A 17380-nucleotide genomic window follows, 5' to 3' on the forward strand; every position below is an offset into this window, starting at 1 on the left:
CGATGGCTCACGGCTTTCCCCTTCAGTTGCTGCTCGACCGCGCGCAGGACGATCTCGACTCGGCCACGAAGCAGCTCGGCACCGCGCAGCGCGACCGCACCGCCGCCGCCGAGCAGCTCGACGCGCTGCTGCGCTACCGCGACGAATACCACGCGCGTTTCTCGCAATCCGCGCAGCACGGAATGCCGGCCGGCAACTGGCGCAATTTCCAGGCGTTCATCGACACGCTCGACACCGCGATCGCGCAGCAGCGCAACGTGCTGGCCGCGGCCGAAGTCCGCATCGACGAAGCGCGCCCGAACTGGCAACAGAAGAAGCGCACCGTCGGCTCGTTCGAAATCCTGCAGGCGCGCGGCGTGGCGCAGGAAGCGAAGCGCGACGCCCGGCGCGAACAGCGCGACGCCGACGAACACGCCGCGAAGATCCTGCGCATGCGGGCCGACGCGGCCCGGTCGTCGTAACCGCCCCCGTATTCGAACGAGAGAACCGTCATGCCTCCCCTGCCCCTGCTCGGCGCGCTGCTCGACACCGCCGGCACCGTCCTCAAGGCCGCCCGCAGCTCGGGTTCGTCCGGCGCCGCCGGCAACGATGCCGCGCCCGCCACGGCCGCCGTGCCGTTTGCGCAGTCGCTGAAGCAAAGCGTCATCACGCGTCGCGATGCGTTGCATTCCAGCGTGCCGGATGCGTCGACGAAACAGGCTTCGTCGAAGCCGGCCGCCGGCGCGAAGCCGTCCGCAGCCGATGACAACGACACGACCGACGATACGACCACGAACGCCGCCAGCAACCCCGATGCCGCCGCGCTTGCGGCCGCTGCGGCCGTGCAGGCGCAACTGCAGGCGCGCACGGACAACGCGACGCCGGCCGATGCCGCCGCCGCTACCACGGCGCAAAAGACGGCCATGTCCGGCCAGCCCGATGCCACGGCCACGCTGACGGATCACGCGGCCAGGGACGCGGCCGCCCAGCCGGCCACGCCGGCGTCGGGCCGCGATGCGTTGCAAACCGCGCTCGACAGGCTCACGGGCGGCTCGGGCGCGATCGCGATGCCCGCGACCGGCACGACGGCATCGGCCGCTGCATCAACCGCATCGACCGGCACCACCGCCCCGCTGGCGCCGAAGGTGCCGACCTTCGAGCACACGCTGGCCGACGCGAAGGGCGCGCTCGCCACCCAGCAAACGCCGGCGCAAGCCACCGCGCAGGCGCTGCAGGCCAACGCGAACGCGCAGTCGGGCGAGCAGCACGCGCTCGCGGCAGCCAGCGACGCGACCGATCCGGCCGCCAGCGCGACGCTCGCGGCCGGCGCCACGGCTGCGGCCGCGGCACAGGCGAACCTGCAGCTGTCGCCGGCCGCGGGGGCGATCGCCGCCGCGAACGCGCACGTGCTCGCGCCGCACATCGGCACGCCGGACTGGACGGACGCGCTGAGCCAGAAGGTCGTGTTCCTGTCGAATGCGCATCAGCAGAGCGCCGAGCTGACGCTCAACCCGGCCGATCTCGGGCCGCTGCAGGTCGTGCTGCGCGTCGCGGACAACCACGCGCACGCGCTGTTCGTGTCGCAGCACGCGCAGGTGCGCGACGCGGTCGAAGCCGCGCTGCCGAAGCTGCGCGAGGCCATGGAAGCGGGCGGGCTCGGGCTCGGCAGCGCGACCGTCAGCGACGGCGGCTTCGCGCAGCAGCAGAACCCGCAACAGACCTTCGCCGGCGGCCAGTCGTCGCGGCGCGGGAGCGGCGGATCGTCAGCCGTCGATGCACCGGTCGACGCTGCGCAATCCGCACCGGCCGCCGCGAGCGTGAGCCGCGCCGGCCTCGTCGATACGTTTGCCTGAGCATGGCTGCCGCCGTGTGCGCGCCGCTCAGCGGCCGTGCACGGCCGCGGCGGCCTCGCCGCGCGTCGCCGCGCCCTTGCGCGTCGCGACGATGAAGTCCGCCGCACGTTCGCCGATCATCACCGACGGCGCATTCGTGTTCCCGCCGACCAGCGTCGGCATCACCGACGCATCCACCACGCGCAACCCTTCGACGCCGCGCACGCGCAGTTGCGGATCGACGACCGCGCGCGCGTCCGAACCCATCCGGCAGGTGCCGACCGGGTGATAGATCGTGTCGGCATGCTCGACGATCGTCTTGCGCAGTTCCGCTTCGCTCTGGTCGGCCCGCGTGTACAGCTCGCGCCCGCCCTGCGACGCGAGCGGCGCCTGCGACAGGATCTTGCGCATCGCCTGCGTGCCGCGCACGAGCAGGTCGAGATCGCGCGCATCGCTGAAGAAGCGCGGATCGATCAGCGGGGCGTCGCGCGCATCGCCGCTCGCGAGCGCCACCGTGCCGCGGCTGAACGGCCGCAGCGCGCACACGTGCAGCGAATAGCCGAAGCCCCAGTGCATCTTGCGGTTGTGGTCGTCCACGAGCGCCGTGCAGAAATGCAGCTGCAGGTCGGGACGCTCGAGCGACGGATCGCTCTTGATGAAGCCGCCGGCCTCCGCGACGTTGCTCGTCATCATCCCCGTGCGGCTCGAGAAATAGCGCGCGAGCGCGGGCGTCATCTTCGCGATCCCGCGCAGGCACACGCCGACCAGCTCCGACGAATTCACGCGCGTATTGATGATGAAGTCGATATGGTCGATCAGGTTCGTGCCGACGTCCGGCGCATCCTGCACGAGCGCGATCCCGTGCCGGCGCAGCTGCTCCGCCGGGCCGATCCCCGAACACATCAGCAGTTGCGGCGAATTGAACGCGCCGGCCGACAGGATCACTTCCGCGCGCGCGTCGAGCGTCTCGACGCGCCCGTTGCGCGCAACCGCGACGCCGGCCGCGCGCTTGCCGTCGAACACGACGCGCAGCACCGTCGCATCGGTGATCACGTGCAGGTTCGGCCGGTTGCGGCCGTAGATATACGCGCGGGCGACGCTGCAGCGCGAGCCGTCGCGGTGCGTGACCTGATAGAAGCCGACGCCTTCCTGCGTCGCGCCGTTGAAGTCGTCGTTCAGCGGATAGCCGGCCGCGTGCGCGGCCTGGATGAATCGTTCGGAGAACGGATTGCGAAAGCGCAGATCCGACACCGACAGCGGGCCGTCCGCACCGTGCCACGCATCGGCGCCGCGCACGTTGCCTTCCGCGCGACGGAAATACGGCAGCACGTCCTGCCAGCCCCAGCCCGTCGCACCGAGCTGCGCCCACTCGTCGTAGTCGCCCGGGTGGCCGCGCGTGTAGATCATCGCGTTGATCGCGCTCGAGCCGCCCATTCCGCGCCCGCGCGGCTGGTAGCCGCGCCGCCCGCCGAGGCCCGGCTGCGGCACCGTTTCGTAGCCGTAGTTCGTGCCGAGCTTGAACGGCACCAGCGCCGCGATGCCGACCGGCATGTTGACGAGCAGGTTGCGCTCCGTATGCGAGCCGGCCTCGATCAGCGCGATCGTTGCATCGGGGCAGGCATCGGCGAGACGGCCTGCCAGGCTCGACCCGCCCGAACCGCCGCCGACGATGATGTAGTCGTATTGCATGTCACGTCTCCGTCGTGTCATGGAAGGCGCCCGGCACCGCCGCGCGACCGCGTCCCCTCTTTGGAGGGTCTGTTTGCAGATGGAACACGCATGCGAATGCCCGAAATCGCTCGTAGGGCAAGGAGCGAGGAGCGCCGTTTGGCCGAGCCAAACAAGCGACGAGCGACGCCGCCATACGGGCGATTTCGGGCATTCCCGTGACATGATTTTTTTAATTTGGGGTTGCCATGAGAACGGCCGCTCGCCGCGTTGCGCTCCTTGCGAATACGTCAGTATTCGCGGCGTCGCGCGCCTCGCGAGCGGCCGTTCTCATGGCAACGCATGCGTGTTCCATCTGCAAACAGACCCTCGTGTTCGGGCATTGTAGGAATGGCCGTCGCGCGCGCGGCGTGCGGATTCAAGAGCGATTCCTCTAAACGCCCGCGTGAACTAAATTTAAGATGTACCGATTCGCTTTGCGCGACGCGCCGGCCACGAGAAGCCGATCCGCCGCGAAACAGGTGTGACGACGATGCAGCGCCAGGTTCTGCAGGCTGCGTGCCGACCGGGTTGTCCGGACGCGATGCGCGCAGCCCGCATTTCATTTCAAACGGCTGCCCGCGCAGGGATGCGCGGCGTCATGCGCGCAGTCGATCGAAATCGAACGGCGCGTGTCGTTGCCGACCGTTTGGATGGTTTGTCACCGCGGCGGCACGATGCGCTGCGGCATGGTTTGAAAGACCTGTCGCGCTGCCCCGCTTCGGTGCACCGTCAGGCAGTCGCACCGCAGCGTCGCGCGCCCGGCAACAGTCGCATCGCGCTGCATGCAGATGCGCCGCGACACGGTTTCCGGATGCACACACCGTCGCGTGGATGCGACGCCCACGGCACGCGGCAACCGGTTTTCGAGCACACGTCGCATCCGGCCCCGCGCCGCGCGACACGCACCACCCCGATCCGCGTCGCCGCGCTCGCCGAGCGTGCGCGTGCGGCGTGACGGCCGGCCGACCAGCCAGGCCCAACTGGAGGAGACGACATGAAGAACGACCTGCCCGAACTGGCCCCGCAAGCGCTGCCGTCGGTCGATGCACTGACGGCGCTGCTGCGCGACCAGCGCGCGGCCTACCTGCGCGCGCCGTACCCGGCATGGGAAACGCGCGTGCAGCACCTGCGCGCGCTGCGCACGATGCTGATCGACCATGCGGACGCGCTCGCCGAAGCGATCAGTGCCGATTTCGGTCATCGCGCGAAGCAGGAAGTGCTGCTGTCGGAAATCTGGATGGCGAAGGAAGAGATCGACGACGCGCTCAAGCACGGCAAGCGCTGGATGAAGCCGATGCGCAAGCCGATGAACAAGTGGCTGCGCCCGGCGCGCGCGAAGGTGATTCCGCAGCCGCTCGGCGTGGTCGGCATCGTCGTGCCGTGGAACTATCCGGTGCTGCTCGCGGCCGGCCCGCTGATCTGCGCGCTCGCGGCCGGCAACCGCGCGATCATCAAGATGTCCGAACTGACGCCGCGCACGTCGGCGCTGTTCGAGCAGCTCATTGCCAAGACCTTCACGCGCGACCACGTCGCAGTCGTGAACGGCGATGCGGAAATGGGCGCCGCGTTCAGCGGGCTGCCGTTCGATCATCTGCTGTTCACCGGCTCGACGCACGTCGGCCGCCACGTGATGCGCGCGGCCGCCGACAACCTCACGCCCGTCACGCTCGAACTCGGCGGCAAGTCGCCGGCGATCGTCGGGCCGAACGCGCGCTTCGATGCGGCCGTCGACGCGATCGTCGCGGGCAAGACGCTGAACGCGGGCCAGACCTGCATCGCGCCCGACTACGTGCTGCTGCCGCGCGGGATGGAAGCCGCGTTCATCGAACGCGCGCGCGCCCGGTTCGCGAAGATGTATCCCGACCTGTCGGCCAACGGCGACTACACGACGATCGTGTCGCCGCGCCACTACGCCCGGCTGCAGCAACTCGCGAGCGACGCGCAGACGGCCGGCGCGCAACTGCATCCGCTGTCCGACGCGCAATCCGATCCCGCGTCGCGCCGCTTCGTGCCGTGCGCGGTCACGCAGGTGCCGGCCGCGTCGCAGCTGATGCAGGAGGAAATCTTCGGGCCGCTGCTGCCGCTCGTGCCGTACGAACGGCTCGATGAAGCGATCGCGTACGTGAATGCACGCCCGCGTCCGCTCGCGCTCTACCTGTTCGACGAGGACGGCGGCACGATCGACCGCGTGATGCGCGAAACGATCTCGGGCGGCGTGTCGATCAACGAAACGCTGATGCACATCGCGTGCGGCAGTTTGCCGTTCGGTGGTGTCGGGGCGAGCGGCATGGGCGCGTATCACGGCTACGACGGCTTCGTGACGTTCTCGAAGATGAAACCGGTGCTCACGCAGGCGCGCCTGAACGCGCGCAACCTGCTCGCGCCGCCGTATGGCAAGCGCTTCGCCGCGCTGATCAAGCTGATGCTGAAGTTCTGAGTGGAACGGGCCGCGCGCATCGCGCCGCGGCCCGCACCAGCATGCCGCGCGGCGAGGGTGCCGCGCGCGCCGTCACACGGGCCAGAGCGGCCCTTCCTGCATCGCGCCGATCTGCTCGCGCAACTCGAGCACGCGCGCTTCCCAGTAACGATGCGTGTTGAACCACGGGAACGCGGCCGGAAATGCGGGATCGTCCCAGCGTCGCGCGAGCCATGCCGCGTAATGGATCAGCCGCAGCGTGCGCAGCGCTTCGACAAGATGCAGCTCGCGCGGCTCGAATTCGCAGAAATCCTCGTAGCCGGCCAGCAGGTCCGCCAGCGCACGCGACGCGCCTTCGCGGTCGCCCGGCAGCAGCAGCCACAGATCCTGGATCGCGGGCGCCATCCGGCTGTCGTCGAAGTCGACGAAGTGCGGGCCGGCATCGGTCCACAGCACGTTGCTCGGATGACAGTCGCCGTGCGTGCGCAGCAGGCGGATCTCCCCCGCCCGCTCGAACGCGGCCTCGACGCCTTCGAGCGCGAGCGTCACGGCCGTCTCGTATGCGGGCCGTACATCGTCCGGAATGAAATCGTGCGCGAGCAGGTAGTCGCGCGGCTCGTAGCCGAACGTCTTGATGTCGAGCACGGGGCGCGCGACATACGGCTGCGTCGCGCCGACCGCATGGATCCGGCCGATGAAGCGGCCCAGCCATTCGAGCGTGTCGCTGCGATCGAGATCGGGCGCGCGGCCGCCGCGCCGCTCGAAGATCGAGAAGCGGAATCCGTCGAACGCGTGCAGCGTCCGGCCTTCGAATGCGCGCGCGGGCACCGCCGGAATCTCGCGCGCGGCGAGTTCGGTGACGAACGCGTGCTCTTCGAGGATCGCTTCGTCCGACCAGCGTGCCGGACGATAGAACTTCGCGACGACCGGCGGGCCATCTTCGATACCGACCTGATACACGCGATTTTCGTAGCTGTTGAGCGCAAGCAGGCGCCCGTCGGTGCGCAGGCCGGCCGGCATCAGCACGCTGTCGAGCGCGTCGAGCACGCACTCGGGCGTGAGTCCGGCGAACGGCGGGCCGGCGGGAGAAGCGGGAGCGGAAGTGACGTCTTTCATGCCCCGCATTGTGCCGCCAGCCGGGCCGAAAGACGAGCGCCCGGTGCGGTGTATACGCTTAGTGGAGCGCCGCGCCGGCCGGCAGCACGGATTCGCCGGTGTCGATCAGGTCCTCGAGAAAGAACGGTTCGGTGTTGAGTTCCTTCGACTCGCCCGGTACGCCCGCGTACCAGGTCACCATGGCCATGTCGCCCAGGACGCGCTGGACGATGCCGCGCGCGCCCTTCGGCACCGCGATATGGGTAGTGCAGACAATCGACCCGACATGCATGATGGTTCCCCACTCTTGAATCTTGAAACCCGGCCCGCTGGGGGCCGGCAAATGCACGATCCACGCGCTCTCGACGGAGCGTTGCGCGTAATCCCATTGTTCACGGTTTATCGAAGCACGAAAAGAAGAAGAAGCAGGCGAAGTGCCGCGAATTCGTCGAATGTCTCCAATCAACCACTGCGCCGGGCAGGCGCTTGCCTGCCCGGTTACCCCCATCATACCCTGTCGAATGTGACTGCCCGCCGAATCCCCTGCATCACCGCGGCGCGCACGTGACGGACGTCCCGCGCGCATCGTGGGCCCGGTGCCGGTTCGCCAGGCAATTTCGCGCGACTGGCGGCAGCGGTTGCCGAACCGCGCTTCGCCGTCATCGCCTTCCCCCCCTGCCTCGAGCGCGGCCACCGCAGCGACCGTTGCGTACGCAGCGCCCCTCATCATGCGATGCCACGCGACAGGTGTTGCGTCCGATGCCGGCCTTGCGTTACCTTTGATGCTCATTCGCGTTCAAGCGCATTCCGACACGATGCATCCGCTCACGTCCGCCCTTGCAAAATCCCGGCCGCAGTTCGACTCGCGGCCGCAGGCGTGCGCGCATCCGTCGGTTCTTCCTCCTCCTGTCGCACCGCCGCTCGTCGGCGCCGCGCCGCCCCCTCCGGCGGCACGCGCCGGCTGACCAGCCGGCTTCCGTTTCGTCTTCCATTCGCCCGCAGGCCTGCATTCGTGCGTCGTGACGCACGGCGTGTTGCTGCGCGCGCGGATGGAACGTTCCGATCCGTTCGACAGGTGGATTCACATGATTTCGTTCAAACGCGCGCTCGCCGCGCATGGCGCGACGTCGCTCTTCGTGCTGCTGTGGAGCAGCGGCGCGATCTTCGCTGAACTCGGTCTGCGTCACGCATCCGCGTTCGTCTTTCTCACCGCACGTTTCGCACTGGCATCGCTCGTGCTGCTCGGGCTGGCCTTCATGCGCAAACGCTGGCTGCCGCCGCGCGGCGAGCGGCGCATGGCCGCACTGACCGGCTTGCTGATGATGGGCGGCTACTCGATCTTCTACCTGCTCGCGCTCGAACGCGGGATCGCGCCGGGCGTGCTCGCGACGATCCTCGGCGTGCAGCCGATCCTCACGCTCGCGATCGTCGAGCGGCGCTGGCAGCCCGTGCGCATCGCGGGGCTCGCGCTGTCGCTGGCCGGCCTCGCGCTCGTCGTGTTCCGCGGTACCGGGGACGGCGGCCTGTCGCTCGCGGGCATCGCGTGCACGCTCACCGCGCTCGTCGCGCTGACCGCCGGCTCGCTGCTGCAAAAGCGCGTGCGGGCGGCGCCCGCCGACGTGCTGCCGCTGCAGAATGCGATCGGCCTTGCACTGTGCGTGGCGATCGTGCCGTTCCGGCCGGTGTCGTTCGACATGAGCTGGTCGTTCGTGATCCCGCTGCTGTGGCTCGGCATCGTGATTTCGGTGATTGCGCAACTGCTGTTCTACCGGTTGATGCAGCGCGGCGATCTCGTCAACGTGACGAGCCTGTTCTATCTCGTGCCTGTCGTCACCACGCTGATGGATGCCGCGTGGCTCGGCAACCGGCCCGAGCCGCTCGCACTTGCCGGCATGGGCGCGATCATCGCGGGGCTCGCGCTCGTGTTCCGCGCGCCGGCCGCCCGCGTGCAACCCGACCGCGCATGAGCGGGCGTGCCGCCGCGCCCACGGGTGCGGCGGCACGCATCGGACATGTACGACGATTCCGCATCAATCGAAAGGCACGGGAAAGATACGTGCAAGGCATTCGTCCAACTTGCGGGAAAAATGCGTGATTCGCGGGGCTTTCCGCTGATTTTTTAATGGTTCGGATAGCGAAAAGCACTGCGGGTTGCCTATACTCGAACTGACCGCCCTGCTCGCAATCGGGTCGGACCAATACTAGAAACACCCGGCATGGGGCCGGAGCAAGCGCGCCAGCGCCCACTCCGGTCGACCTTGGAGACACGCATGACGACCTACTTCACGATCGGCGACTTCATCCTGTTGATTCCGATGGCGCTGGCCGGAGCGCTATTTCTCGGCGCGGTGCCGTGCGCAACCGAATTCCGCCACAACCTGCTGCGCGTGCTGGGCGTCATCCTCGGCGTCGGCGTCGCGGTATTGCTCGTCGAAGGCCTGCCTGCGCTGATCTAGCGGCGCAATCCGTGCGTGGCGCGCATCGCTGCATCGCAGCGATGCGATGTGCTGCGCGCAAGCCATCGATACGGCACGCGATGTTTCGCATGCCGTAGCGTCTGCCGGTCAGATCGCCTGATCGGTGGACGGCTTTTCCCACAGATTGATGCCGCCTTCCGTCGCGTAACGATCGATCTCCGCGAGTTCGTCCGCCGAGAACTCGAGGTTCTTCAGCGCGCCGACGTTTTCACGCACCTGCTCCGCGCGGCTCGCGCCGATCAGCGCGGACGTCACGCGCCCATTGCGCAACACCCATGCGAGCGCCATCTGCGCGAGGCTCTGCCCGCGCCGTTCGGCGATCGCGTTGAGCTTGCGCACATGGTCGAGGTTGTCCGCGCTCAGGTGATCCTGCTTCAGCGAGCCGCCGCCCGGCTTGTTCACGCGCGCGTCGGCCGGCACGCCATTCAGGTACTTCGACGTGAGCAGCCCCTGCGCGAGCGGCGTGAACGCGATGCTGCCCGTGCCGATCTCGTCGAGCGTGCCGAGCAGTTCGGTTTCGACCCAGCGGTTCAGCAGGTTGTACGACGGCTGGTGGATCAGCAGCGGCACCTTGTACTGCGCGAGCAGCTCGGCCATCTCGCGCGTCTTCGCCGCCGAATAGGACGAAATGCCGATGTAGAGCGCCTTGCCCTGCTGCACGGCCGACGCGAGCGCGCCCGCCGTTTCCTCGAGCGGCGTGTGCGCGTCGAAGCGGTGCGAATAGAAGATGTCGACGTAGTCGAGCCCCATCCGCTGCAGGCTCTGGTCGAGGCTCGCGAGCACGTACTTGCGCGACCCGCCGCCGCTGCCGTACGGCCCCGGCCACATGTCCCAGCCGGCCTTCGTCGAGATCAGCAACTCGTCGCGATACGGCCGGAAATCCTCCTTCAGCAGCCGGCCGAAGTTGGTTTCGGCGCTGCCGTACGGCGGCCCGTAGTTGTTCGCGAGGTCGAAGTGGTTGATGCCGAGGTCGAACGCGGTGCGCAGGATCTCGCGCTGCGTCGAGATCGGCGTCGAGTCGCCGAAGTTGTGCCACAGGCCGAGCGACAGCGCGGGCAGTTTGAGCCCGGATTTGCCGCAGGTGCGGTATTGCATGTCGGCATAACGTTCGGAAGCTGCTTCGTAGGCCATGAGTCGGTTCCGTCAGGACATCGGGGAAAGGGACGCGCGCCGGCCGCGCACACGGCGCGGCGGCGGCGAAAGAGTCATACGACGACTATGGTAGCGAAAGCGGCCGGAACACGCACGGCGGCACGGCGATGGACGCAGCCGCGGTCGTCGCCTACACTGCGGCGTCTCGAATCATCGTTTCAGCGAGGTTGGTATGTCCCGGGTCATCTCGGTTGCGCTGCTCGTCGGCGGCGTCGTGCTGCTGTATTTCGGCGGCCAGTCGTTCCATTCGATCAACGACAACGTGTCGCGCTTCTTCACCGGTTCGCCCGCGACGAAGACGATCCTGCTGATCGCAGGCGGCGCCGTCGCATCGTTCATCGGCCTGATCGGCCTCGCGATGCCGGGCAGCAAGCGCTGAGCGCTAAGCCGCGCGACCCGCGAACGGCCCGCGTCGCACGATCGGGCCGCGCCAAACGAAACGGGCGGCCAGGCCGCCCGTTGTTCCATTCGCCCGCGATGCGCCGCATCGCGTAACCGGGGTGGTGTCGCCGGCCGTCCGCTCCGAACCTAGAACGGCACTTCCTGCTTCGACGCCGAGCGCGTGCCGGGCAGCGGCCGGTTGCTCGCGCCGTGGTAGGTGTACACGAGCGAGAACTTCACCTGGTCGGAACGGTTCTGCCCAGCCGAATGCAGCGTGTTGCTGTGGAAGAACACGACGTCGCCCGTCTGCAGCGACGGGCACGTGGCCGCATCGATCATTTTCTTGTTCGCCGGCAGGTCGCTGCGGAAGAACTTCGCATCGTCGAACGCTTCAGGCCCGAACTCGGCCGTATGCGACCCCGGTACGAGCCACAGCGCACCGTTCTCGTTCGTTTCCGGCCCGAGCGCGAGCCACACCGACACCATGTCCGGACGCTCGAACGACCAGTAGCGGAAATCGCGATGCCAGCCGGTCAGGCTGCCGTACGCGGGGTGCTTCGTCATCATGCAGTTGTGATGCGCGCGCGACAGCACCGGTTCTTCGCCGAAATACTCGCGCATCCACGCGCCGATTTCGGGGGCGATCGCCCGCTCGGCGAAAGCCGGATCGCGCGAGTACGCATCAAGCAGCCGACGCACCGTATGCCCGCCCGGTGCGTGCTTGGATTCGGGCGCGCCCGGATAGCGCAGGTCCGCCTCGAACTCGATCGGCTCGGCAGCCTCCCGCAACTGGCGCTCCGCAACCTGCCTGAGCGCCGCGCACTGTGCCTCGCCGACGAGGCCACGCGCGACGACGAAGCCGCGCTCGCGCAATTCCGCGACTTGCGCGCGGATCGATTCCGACTGCAATGGAGACGACATGGGATGCCAGACGTTTATTGTGTGAATGTGACGATTGTAAATCGGCGCCGGATGCCGCGAACAGCACCATTGTCGTGCGCAGGGGCATGCCAATCGATGATTTGATCCGGCTCAAGGGAACTGTGCGGCGCGGCGCTGGCCTCACCGACAGGCGGTATGCGGCACACGCCTTGTGGCACAAGGGTTTATCGCGACTTTTGCCCGTCATGAATCCCCTGTAGCCTGTCGCGGCCTGTCAATTCTGGCGGGCGCGGCGCGCAGCGAGTTTCGGTAAGATCCGTTGCGCCTTCCGAGGCCGTTCATACCAGTGCGCTCTTCAGGGCGCCATCCATACAAGCGAAGCATCGTTCACATGCCATTCCGTCTGACTTCCCGTCTCAGCCGCGCTGCGAAGCGCGTTGTGCCGCCCGCTCCTGCCCGCTCGCTGCGCCATCACCGCGCACGCACGCAGGCGCTGGCCGAGCGTACGCCCGCACACAGCCGGCTGGACGGTATCCGTGCGTGGTTCCACGCATTTTTCTCGATGATGAGCGCGCAGGCGTTCTCGCGCCGTGCCGGCCTGCGCTCGCTGCTGCAGAAGCCGTCGTCGCTGCGCGCGCTCGCGCTGCGACGCACGCTCGGCCCGCAGCGCCGTGTCAACCGCCCGCGCCGCCTCGCGGCCAGCAACGGCTGGTTCGGGTTCGGCGCGCGCTGAGCGCACGCCGGCGGGCACCGCGCGCGACGATCGCCGTCGCGCTGCGGCCCGCTTGTCCGATTGCCCCGGCGATCGGAACCCATAAAAAAACCCCGGCATGGCCGGGGTTTTTCATTTCAGGCGAACGACGCTTACGCGACGCGTGCCGTCGGCTCGACGCCGGCCGCTTCGGCCAGGGCGAGCGCCTTGTCGGTCGCTTCCCACGAGAATTCCGGCTCTTCGCGGCCGAAGTGGCCGTAAGCAGCGGTCTTCTCGTAGATCGGGCGCAGCAGGTCGAGCATCTTGATGATGCCCTTCGGACGCAGGTCGAAATGCTCGCGCACGAGCTTCGTGATCACCGCATCCGACACGCGGCCCGTGCCGAACGTGTTGACCATCACCGAGGTCGGCTCGGCCACGCCGATCGCGTACGACACCTGGATCAGCGCGCGCGAGGCGAGGCCCGCGGCGACGATGTTCTTCGCGACGTAGCGGCCTGCGTACGCAGCCGAACGGTCGACCTTCGACGGATCCTTGCCCGAGAACGCGCCGCCGCCGTGCGGTGCGGCACCGCCGTACGTGTCGACGATGATCTTGCGGCCGGTCAGGCCGCAATCGCCCTGCGGGCCGCCGATCACGAACCGGCCGGTCGGGTTCACCAGGAACTTGATGTCGCCCTTGATCAGGTCGGCCGGCAGCGTCGGCTTGATGATTTCCTCGATCACGGCTTCGCGCAGCGCCGGCAGCTCGATGTCCGGTGCGTGCTGCGTCGACAGCACGACGGTGTCGATCGAATCGGGCTTGCCGTCGACGTAGCGGATCGTTACCTGCGACTTCGCGTCCGGGCGCAGCCATTGCAGGCGGCCATCGCGGCGCAGGCTGGCCTGGCGCTCGACGAGACGGTGCGACAGGTGGATCGGCAGCGGCATCAGTTCCGGCGTTTCGTCGCACGCGTAACCGAACATCAGACCCTGGTCGCCCGCGCCTTGGTCGAGGTTGTCGTCGTGTGCACGATCGACGCCCTGGGCGATGTCCGGCGACTGCTTGTCGTAGGCGACGAGCACCGCGCAACCCTTGTAGTCGATGCCGTAGTCGGTGTTGTCGTAGCCGATGCGCTTGATCGTATCGCGCGCGATCTGGATGTAGTCGATGTTGGCCGTCGTGGTGATTTCACCGGCCAGCACGACGAGACCCGTGTTGCACAGCGTTTCCGCGGCGACGCGGGAATACTTGTCTTGCTCGAGGATGGCGTCGAGAATCGCGTCCGAGATTTGGTCCGCGACCTTGTCCGGATGGCCTTCGGAGACGGATTCGGACGTGAAGAGATAATCGTTTGCCACTTTTTCAGGCTCCTGTGTGGTTACGGTCGGTTTCACGTAGCCAGCTTCGTTGGGCCTGAAGCGGCGACGCTTTAGCGGATTACCAGGACCGGGCAGCACGTGTAGCGCTAGCCGGCTTCGCCCCGCAAGTTGTCAGTTAACTCGGCGAAGCCCGTATTATAGCGGCTTTCCTGAATTGTCACAGAGCGCCGCCCGTGCTGCATCTTCCGCTGTCTTACCCACCTGTTCGCAACGCGCCGGCCAACCGGTTCCACGGAGGTTTCGCATGCTAGGTCGTCTAGCCACGCACCTCGCCATTGGCTTGCTGAAACTGCTCGCCCTGTTGCCGTACGGCCTGACCGCACGGTTCGGCGATGGTCTCGGCTGGCTGCTCTACAAGATCCCCAGCCGGCGAAAGCGCATCGTACACACCAATCTGAAACTCTGCTTCCCGGACTGGAGCGAAGAGCGCCGCGAGGAAGTGGCCGGGCAGCATTTCCGCCATGCGATCCGCAGCTACGTCGAGCGCAGCGTGCAGTGGTTCGGCTCGGAGAAGAAGCTCGCGAAGCTGATCCAGGTCGACAGCGCGGTCGATCTCGACGATCCGGACCTGCCGCCGACGCTGTTCCTCGGCCTGCATTTCGTCGGCATCGAGGCCGGCTCGATCTGGTTGAATCGTTCGCTGCACCGCCGCTGCGGGTCGCTGTACCAGCCGTTCTCGAACGCGGTGCTCGAGGAAGAGGCGAAGAAGGCGCGCGGGCGTTTCGACGCCGAGATGGTCGGCCGCGCGGACAGCGCGCGCGTCGTGCTGCGCTGGCTGCGCGACCGCAAGCCGGTGATGCTCGGCGCCGACATGGACTACGGGCTGCGCAATTCGACGTTCGTCCCGTTCTTCGGCGTGCCCGCCTGCACGCTGACGGCGGTCGGCCGGCTCGCGAAGACGGGCCGCGCGCAGGTCGTGCCGTTCATCGGCGAAGTGCTGCCGAACTACAAGGGCTACCGTCTGAAGGTATTCAAGCCGTGGGATCACTACCCGACCGGCGACGACGATCTCGACGCGCGGCGGATGAACGAATTCCTCGAGGAACAGATCCCGCTGCTGCCCGAGCAATACTATTGGGTCCACAAGCGCTTCAAGACGCGCCCGGAGGGCGAGCCGAGCTTCTACTGAGCCGTGCCCGGCGGGCGCGCGGTCACGCCCGCGCCTGCGCTCTGGCTACCTTGGGCACGCCTTTCGCGCGTGCCTGCCACAAGTCGAACCCCACCTGCTGCGCGAGCCACAAGTCGGCACGCCCGCCGCTGTCTTCGCCGAGCCACGCCTCGAGGCGCAGCGCCATTTCCGGCGAGATACCGGCATGGCCGTGCAGGATCCTCGACAGCGCGCCACACGTCACGCCAAGCTGAGCGGCGGCCTCGGTGACGGTGAGGCCGAACGCCGGCAGCACGTCATCGCGCAGGGCTTCGCCCGGATGGGGCGGATTGAAGATACGAGTCATCGCTTTCCAGATCAGGTCGAGCAGCCGTTTTCGTGTGGCCAAACTATGCGAGTCGTTCGTTGCCCGGTCAATTTGACTCGTACGAAAGCGCTCGTTCGATTCATCCCATGCCTTCGCCATCCTTCTCATGCCACCCGCCCCCCGCCCGCGCAGGACGCCCCTGTCGGCTGCATGTATCATTTGCGGTTGAGATCAGCACGACGAACGACGACGCCCCGCATGGCGCGGCATCGCGCGCGCCGCGCTGACCGCCTTGTTCGCCATGGAAATCCGGACCCAGTGAAACTCTCGTTCACCAAGATGCACGGCGCGGGCAACGACTTCGTCGTGCTCGACGGCTATTCGCGCGCATTGCCGCCGCTCACCGAAGCGCAGGTGCGTGCGCTCGCCAACCGCCACTTCGGCATCGGCGCCGACCAGTTGCTGCTCGTCGAAAAACCGACCGTCGACGGCGCGGATTTCAAGTACCGGATCTTCAATTGCGACGGCGGCGAGGTCGAACACTGCGGCAACGGCGCACGTTGCTTCGTGAAGTTCGTCAGCGACCGCGGCCTGACCGACAAGCGCAGCGTGCGCGTGCAGGTGATGAAGGGCCTGATCACGCTGACGATGCAGGACAACGGCGAAGTCGTCGTCGACATGGGCGCGCCCGTGTTCGCGCCCGCGCAGGTGCCGTTCGACGCAGCGGGCCTCGACGGCCGCACCGAGGGCCGCGACACGCTGTGGCCGCTCGACGTCGGCGGCCAGACGCGCTGGATCTCGACGGTGTCGATGGGCAACCCGCACGCGGTGCAGGTCGTCGACGATGCCGAATCGTATCCGGTGCTCGACGAAGGCCCGCTGATCGAGCACCACGCGCGCTTCCCGGAGCGCGTGAACGTCGGCTTCATGCAGATCGTGTCGCGCGACGAAGTGAAGCTGCGCGTGTACGAACGCGCGGCGGGCGAGACACTCGCGTGCGGCACCGGCGCGTGCGCGGCGGTCGCGGCCGGCATCCGGCGCGGCCTGCTCGATTCGCCGGTGACCGTGCACACGCACGGCGGCACGCTGACGATCCGCTGGGACGGCGCGCGCGACGAAGCCGCCGCGCTGATGATGGCCGGGCCCGCCGCCACCGTGTTCGAAGGCGAGATCGACCTGCACGCCTGACCCTGCAACGTCCTTGATAACTGAACGCTCCAGCCACATGAACGATCGCGAAGTCGCCGACTACCTGCTCGCCAATCCCGAATTCTTCGCGCAGCACGCCGAACTGCTCGCGACGATCCGTCTCGCGAACCCGCACGGCAAGGCCGCGATCTCGCTGCAGGAGCGGCAGATGGAGATGCTGCGCGACAAGAACAAGCATCTCGAGCGCCGGCTCGCCGAACTCGTGCGCTACGGCCACGAGAACGACAGCCTGTCCGCGAAGTTCAGCCGCTGGACCGCGCGCGTGATCGCGGAACGCGATCCGTACGCGCTGCCGCGCACGATCGCCGACGGCATCGCCGACGTGTTCGATGTGCCGCAAACCGCGCTGCGCGTGTGGGACGTCGCCGACACCTACGCGCAGGCCGATTTCGCGCGCCAGGTCGGCGAGGAAGTACGCCTGTTCACGAACGGCCTGTCGACGCCGTACTGCGGCGCGAACACCGGCTTCGAAGCCGCGCAATGGCTCGCACCCGCAGTCGCCGCCCCGGCCGCGAATGCGGCGGAAGGCGCGGAAGCCGCACCGCCGGCCGGCGACGGCTCGGCCGCATCGGTCGCGCTGCTCGCGCTGCGCTCGCCGCTCGCCGGCACCGATGCGCCCGCGTTCGGCCTGCTCGTGCTCGGCTCGCCCGACCCGCGCCGCTTCCACGACGGGATGGCCACCGACTTCCTCGCGCAGATCTCGACGCTCGCGAGCGCCGCGCTCACGCGCCTGCTGCCGCACTGATTCTTCCGCCCGCG

The 17380-nt window shown here is 67.9% G+C and carries 18 protein-coding genes; 11 read left to right on the forward strand and 7 right to left on the reverse strand.

The window, feature by feature from the left end; translation table 11 throughout:
• Nucleotides 1-2 precede the first annotated feature (2 nt).
• Entirely contained in the window at nucleotides 3-461 is a 459-nt protein-coding gene (gene fliJ, locus ACN8ZM_RS16460) for a flagellar export protein FliJ (protein WP_043184690.1), read from the forward strand.
• Between the two features lie 30 nt (nucleotides 462-491).
• Nucleotides 492-1832, forward strand: coding sequence for a flagellar hook-length control protein FliK (locus ACN8ZM_RS16465; protein ID WP_420210308.1), 1341 nt, complete (start codon nucleotides 492-494; stop codon nucleotides 1830-1832).
• Between the two features lie 27 nt (nucleotides 1833-1859).
• Here the strand turns inward: ACN8ZM_RS16465 and ACN8ZM_RS16470 are convergent, their stop codons facing one another.
• A complete protein-coding gene (locus tag ACN8ZM_RS16470; protein ID WP_420210309.1) occupies nucleotides 1860-3500 on the reverse strand; it encodes a GMC family oxidoreductase in 1641 nt (546 codons plus the stop codon).
• Between the two features lie 502 nt (nucleotides 3501-4002).
• On the opposite strand from ACN8ZM_RS16470, the gene ACN8ZM_RS16475 reads away from it, so the two are divergent.
• Nucleotides 4003-4476, forward strand: coding sequence for a hypothetical protein (locus ACN8ZM_RS16475; RefSeq protein WP_420210310.1), 474 nt, complete (start codon nucleotides 4003-4005; stop codon nucleotides 4474-4476).
• 39 nt (nucleotides 4477-4515) lie between these two features.
• A complete protein-coding gene (locus tag ACN8ZM_RS16480; protein WP_420210311.1) occupies nucleotides 4516-5958 on the forward strand; it encodes a coniferyl aldehyde dehydrogenase in 1443 nt (480 codons plus the stop codon).
• Between the two features lie 72 nt (nucleotides 5959-6030).
• Here ACN8ZM_RS16480 and ACN8ZM_RS16485 read toward each other — a convergent pair whose 3' ends face one another.
• Together ACN8ZM_RS16485 and ACN8ZM_RS16490 are read right to left on the reverse strand one after the other, a co-directional pair.
• The gene (locus ACN8ZM_RS16485) at nucleotides 6031-7053 is read right to left on the reverse strand and encodes a serine/threonine protein kinase (RefSeq protein ID WP_374101850.1); all 1023 of its coding nucleotides are present in this window, start codon (nucleotides 7051-7053) and stop codon (nucleotides 6031-6033) included.
• A gap of 58 nt (nucleotides 7054-7111) precedes the next feature.
• On the reverse strand, nucleotides 7112-7324 hold the full coding sequence (locus ACN8ZM_RS16490) for a hypothetical protein (RefSeq protein WP_011353523.1): 213 nt from the start codon (nucleotides 7322-7324) through the stop codon (nucleotides 7112-7114).
• A 793-nt stretch (nucleotides 7325-8117) separates the two neighbouring features.
• Here ACN8ZM_RS16490 and ACN8ZM_RS16495 point away from each other — a divergent pair.
• Complete coding sequence (locus ACN8ZM_RS16495) at nucleotides 8118-8999, forward strand: DMT family transporter (protein ID WP_420210312.1); 882 nt, start codon at nucleotides 8118-8120, stop codon at nucleotides 8997-8999.
• Between the two features lie 303 nt (nucleotides 9000-9302).
• Complete coding sequence (locus ACN8ZM_RS16500) at nucleotides 9303-9488, forward strand: hypothetical protein (RefSeq protein ID WP_011353526.1); 186 nt, start codon at nucleotides 9303-9305, stop codon at nucleotides 9486-9488.
• A gap of 108 nt (nucleotides 9489-9596) precedes the next feature.
• Here ACN8ZM_RS16500 and mgrA read toward each other — a convergent pair whose 3' ends face one another.
• Nucleotides 9597-10640, reverse strand: coding sequence for an L-glyceraldehyde 3-phosphate reductase (gene mgrA / locus ACN8ZM_RS16505; protein WP_043184696.1), 1044 nt, complete (start codon nucleotides 10638-10640; stop codon nucleotides 9597-9599).
• Between the two features lie 193 nt (nucleotides 10641-10833).
• Here mgrA and ACN8ZM_RS16510 point away from each other — a divergent pair, with 193 nt between their 5' ends.
• Complete coding sequence (locus ACN8ZM_RS16510; protein ID WP_175928114.1) at nucleotides 10834-11040, forward strand: DUF3185 family protein; 207 nt, start codon at nucleotides 10834-10836, stop codon at nucleotides 11038-11040.
• Nucleotides 11041-11189: 149 nt separating this feature from the next.
• On the opposite strand, the gene ACN8ZM_RS16515 is transcribed toward ACN8ZM_RS16510, so the two are convergent.
• Nucleotides 11190-11963 carry a phytanoyl-CoA dioxygenase family protein gene (locus ACN8ZM_RS16515; protein ID WP_043184697.1) on the reverse strand — a complete coding sequence of 258 codons (774 nt, stop codon included), beginning with the start codon at nucleotides 11961-11963 and terminating at the stop codon, nucleotides 11190-11192.
• Between the two features lie 352 nt (nucleotides 11964-12315).
• On the opposite strand from ACN8ZM_RS16515, the gene ACN8ZM_RS16520 reads away from it, so the two are divergent.
• Nucleotides 12316-12657, forward strand: a complete 342-nt coding sequence (locus tag ACN8ZM_RS16520) for a hypothetical protein (protein ID WP_039353869.1) — start codon at nucleotides 12316-12318, stop codon at nucleotides 12655-12657.
• A 131-nt stretch (nucleotides 12658-12788) separates the two neighbouring features.
• Here ACN8ZM_RS16520 and metK read toward each other — a convergent pair whose 3' ends face one another.
• Nucleotides 12789-13976, reverse strand: a complete 1188-nt coding sequence (metK, locus tag ACN8ZM_RS16525) for a methionine adenosyltransferase (RefSeq protein WP_043184698.1) — start codon at nucleotides 13974-13976, stop codon at nucleotides 12789-12791.
• A 265-nt stretch (nucleotides 13977-14241) separates the two neighbouring features.
• Here metK and lpxL point away from each other — a divergent pair, with 265 nt between their 5' ends.
• A complete protein-coding gene (gene lpxL, locus ACN8ZM_RS16530) occupies nucleotides 14242-15126 on the forward strand; it encodes a lauroyl acyltransferase LpxL (RefSeq protein ID WP_205824520.1) in 885 nt (294 codons plus the stop codon).
• Nucleotides 15127-15148: 22 nt separating this feature from the next.
• On the opposite strand, the gene ACN8ZM_RS16535 is transcribed toward lpxL, so the two are convergent.
• Complete coding sequence (locus ACN8ZM_RS16535; RefSeq protein ID WP_420211005.1) at nucleotides 15149-15451, reverse strand: HigA family addiction module antitoxin; 303 nt, start codon at nucleotides 15449-15451, stop codon at nucleotides 15149-15151.
• Nucleotides 15452-15670: 219 nt separating this feature from the next.
• On the opposite strand from ACN8ZM_RS16535, the gene dapF reads away from it, so the two are divergent.
• Together dapF and ACN8ZM_RS16545 are read left to right on the forward strand one after the other, a co-directional pair.
• Nucleotides 15671-16600 (forward strand): diaminopimelate epimerase, encoded by a 930-nt coding sequence (gene dapF / locus ACN8ZM_RS16540; protein ID WP_420210313.1) that lies wholly within the window; start codon nucleotides 15671-15673, stop codon nucleotides 16598-16600.
• Nucleotides 16601-16637: 37 nt separating this feature from the next.
• Complete coding sequence (locus ACN8ZM_RS16545) at nucleotides 16638-17366, forward strand: DUF484 family protein (RefSeq protein WP_420210314.1); 729 nt, start codon at nucleotides 16638-16640, stop codon at nucleotides 17364-17366.
• The last annotated feature ends 14 nt before the right edge of the window (nucleotides 17367-17380 follow it).

Origin of the sequence: Burkholderia aenigmatica, assembly GCF_048627025.1 — a bacterium.
Classification (GTDB): Bacteria; Pseudomonadota; Gammaproteobacteria; order Burkholderiales; family Burkholderiaceae; genus Burkholderia; species Burkholderia aenigmatica.

Excerpts from the sequence above, each read along its gene's own strand:
- ACN8ZM_RS16510 (WP_175928114.1), top strand. The coding sequence starts at position 10,834 with ATGTCCCGGGTCATCTCGGTTGCGCTGCTCGTCGGCGGCGTCGTGCTG.
- ACN8ZM_RS16485 (WP_374101850.1), bottom strand. The coding sequence starts at position 7,053 with ATGAAAGACGTCACTTCCGCTCCCGCTTCTCCCGCCGGCCCGCCGTTC.
- fliJ (WP_043184690.1), top strand. The coding sequence starts at position 3 with ATGGCTCACGGCTTTCCCCTTCAGTTGCTGCTCGACCGCGCGCAGGAC.
- ACN8ZM_RS16515 (WP_043184697.1), bottom strand. The coding sequence starts at position 11,963 with ATGTCGTCTCCATTGCAGTCGGAATCGATCCGCGCGCAAGTCGCGGAA.
- ACN8ZM_RS16500 (WP_011353526.1), top strand. The coding sequence starts at position 9,303 with ATGACGACCTACTTCACGATCGGCGACTTCATCCTGTTGATTCCGATG.
- ACN8ZM_RS16495 (WP_420210312.1), top strand. The coding sequence starts at position 8,118 with ATGATTTCGTTCAAACGCGCGCTCGCCGCGCATGGCGCGACGTCGCTC.
- ACN8ZM_RS16545 (WP_420210314.1), top strand. The coding sequence starts at position 16,638 with ATGAACGATCGCGAAGTCGCCGACTACCTGCTCGCCAATCCCGAATTC.
- ACN8ZM_RS16465 (WP_420210308.1), top strand. The coding sequence starts at position 492 with ATGCCTCCCCTGCCCCTGCTCGGCGCGCTGCTCGACACCGCCGGCACC.
- lpxL (WP_205824520.1), top strand. The coding sequence starts at position 14,242 with ATGCTAGGTCGTCTAGCCACGCACCTCGCCATTGGCTTGCTGAAACTG.
- ACN8ZM_RS16490 (WP_011353523.1), bottom strand. The coding sequence starts at position 7,324 with ATGCATGTCGGGTCGATTGTCTGCACTACCCATATCGCGGTGCCGAAG.
- ACN8ZM_RS16470 (WP_420210309.1), bottom strand. The coding sequence starts at position 3,500 with ATGCAATACGACTACATCATCGTCGGCGGCGGTTCGGGCGGGTCGAGC.
- ACN8ZM_RS16480 (WP_420210311.1), top strand. The coding sequence starts at position 4,516 with ATGAAGAACGACCTGCCCGAACTGGCCCCGCAAGCGCTGCCGTCGGTC.
- dapF (WP_420210313.1), top strand. The coding sequence starts at position 15,671 with ATGGCGCGGCATCGCGCGCGCCGCGCTGACCGCCTTGTTCGCCATGGA.
- ACN8ZM_RS16520 (WP_039353869.1), top strand. The coding sequence starts at position 12,316 with ATGCCATTCCGTCTGACTTCCCGTCTCAGCCGCGCTGCGAAGCGCGTT.
- ACN8ZM_RS16535 (WP_420211005.1), bottom strand. The coding sequence starts at position 15,451 with ATGACTCGTATCTTCAATCCGCCCCATCCGGGCGAAGCCCTGCGCGAT.
- mgrA (WP_043184696.1), bottom strand. The coding sequence starts at position 10,640 with ATGGCCTACGAAGCAGCTTCCGAACGTTATGCCGACATGCAATACCGC.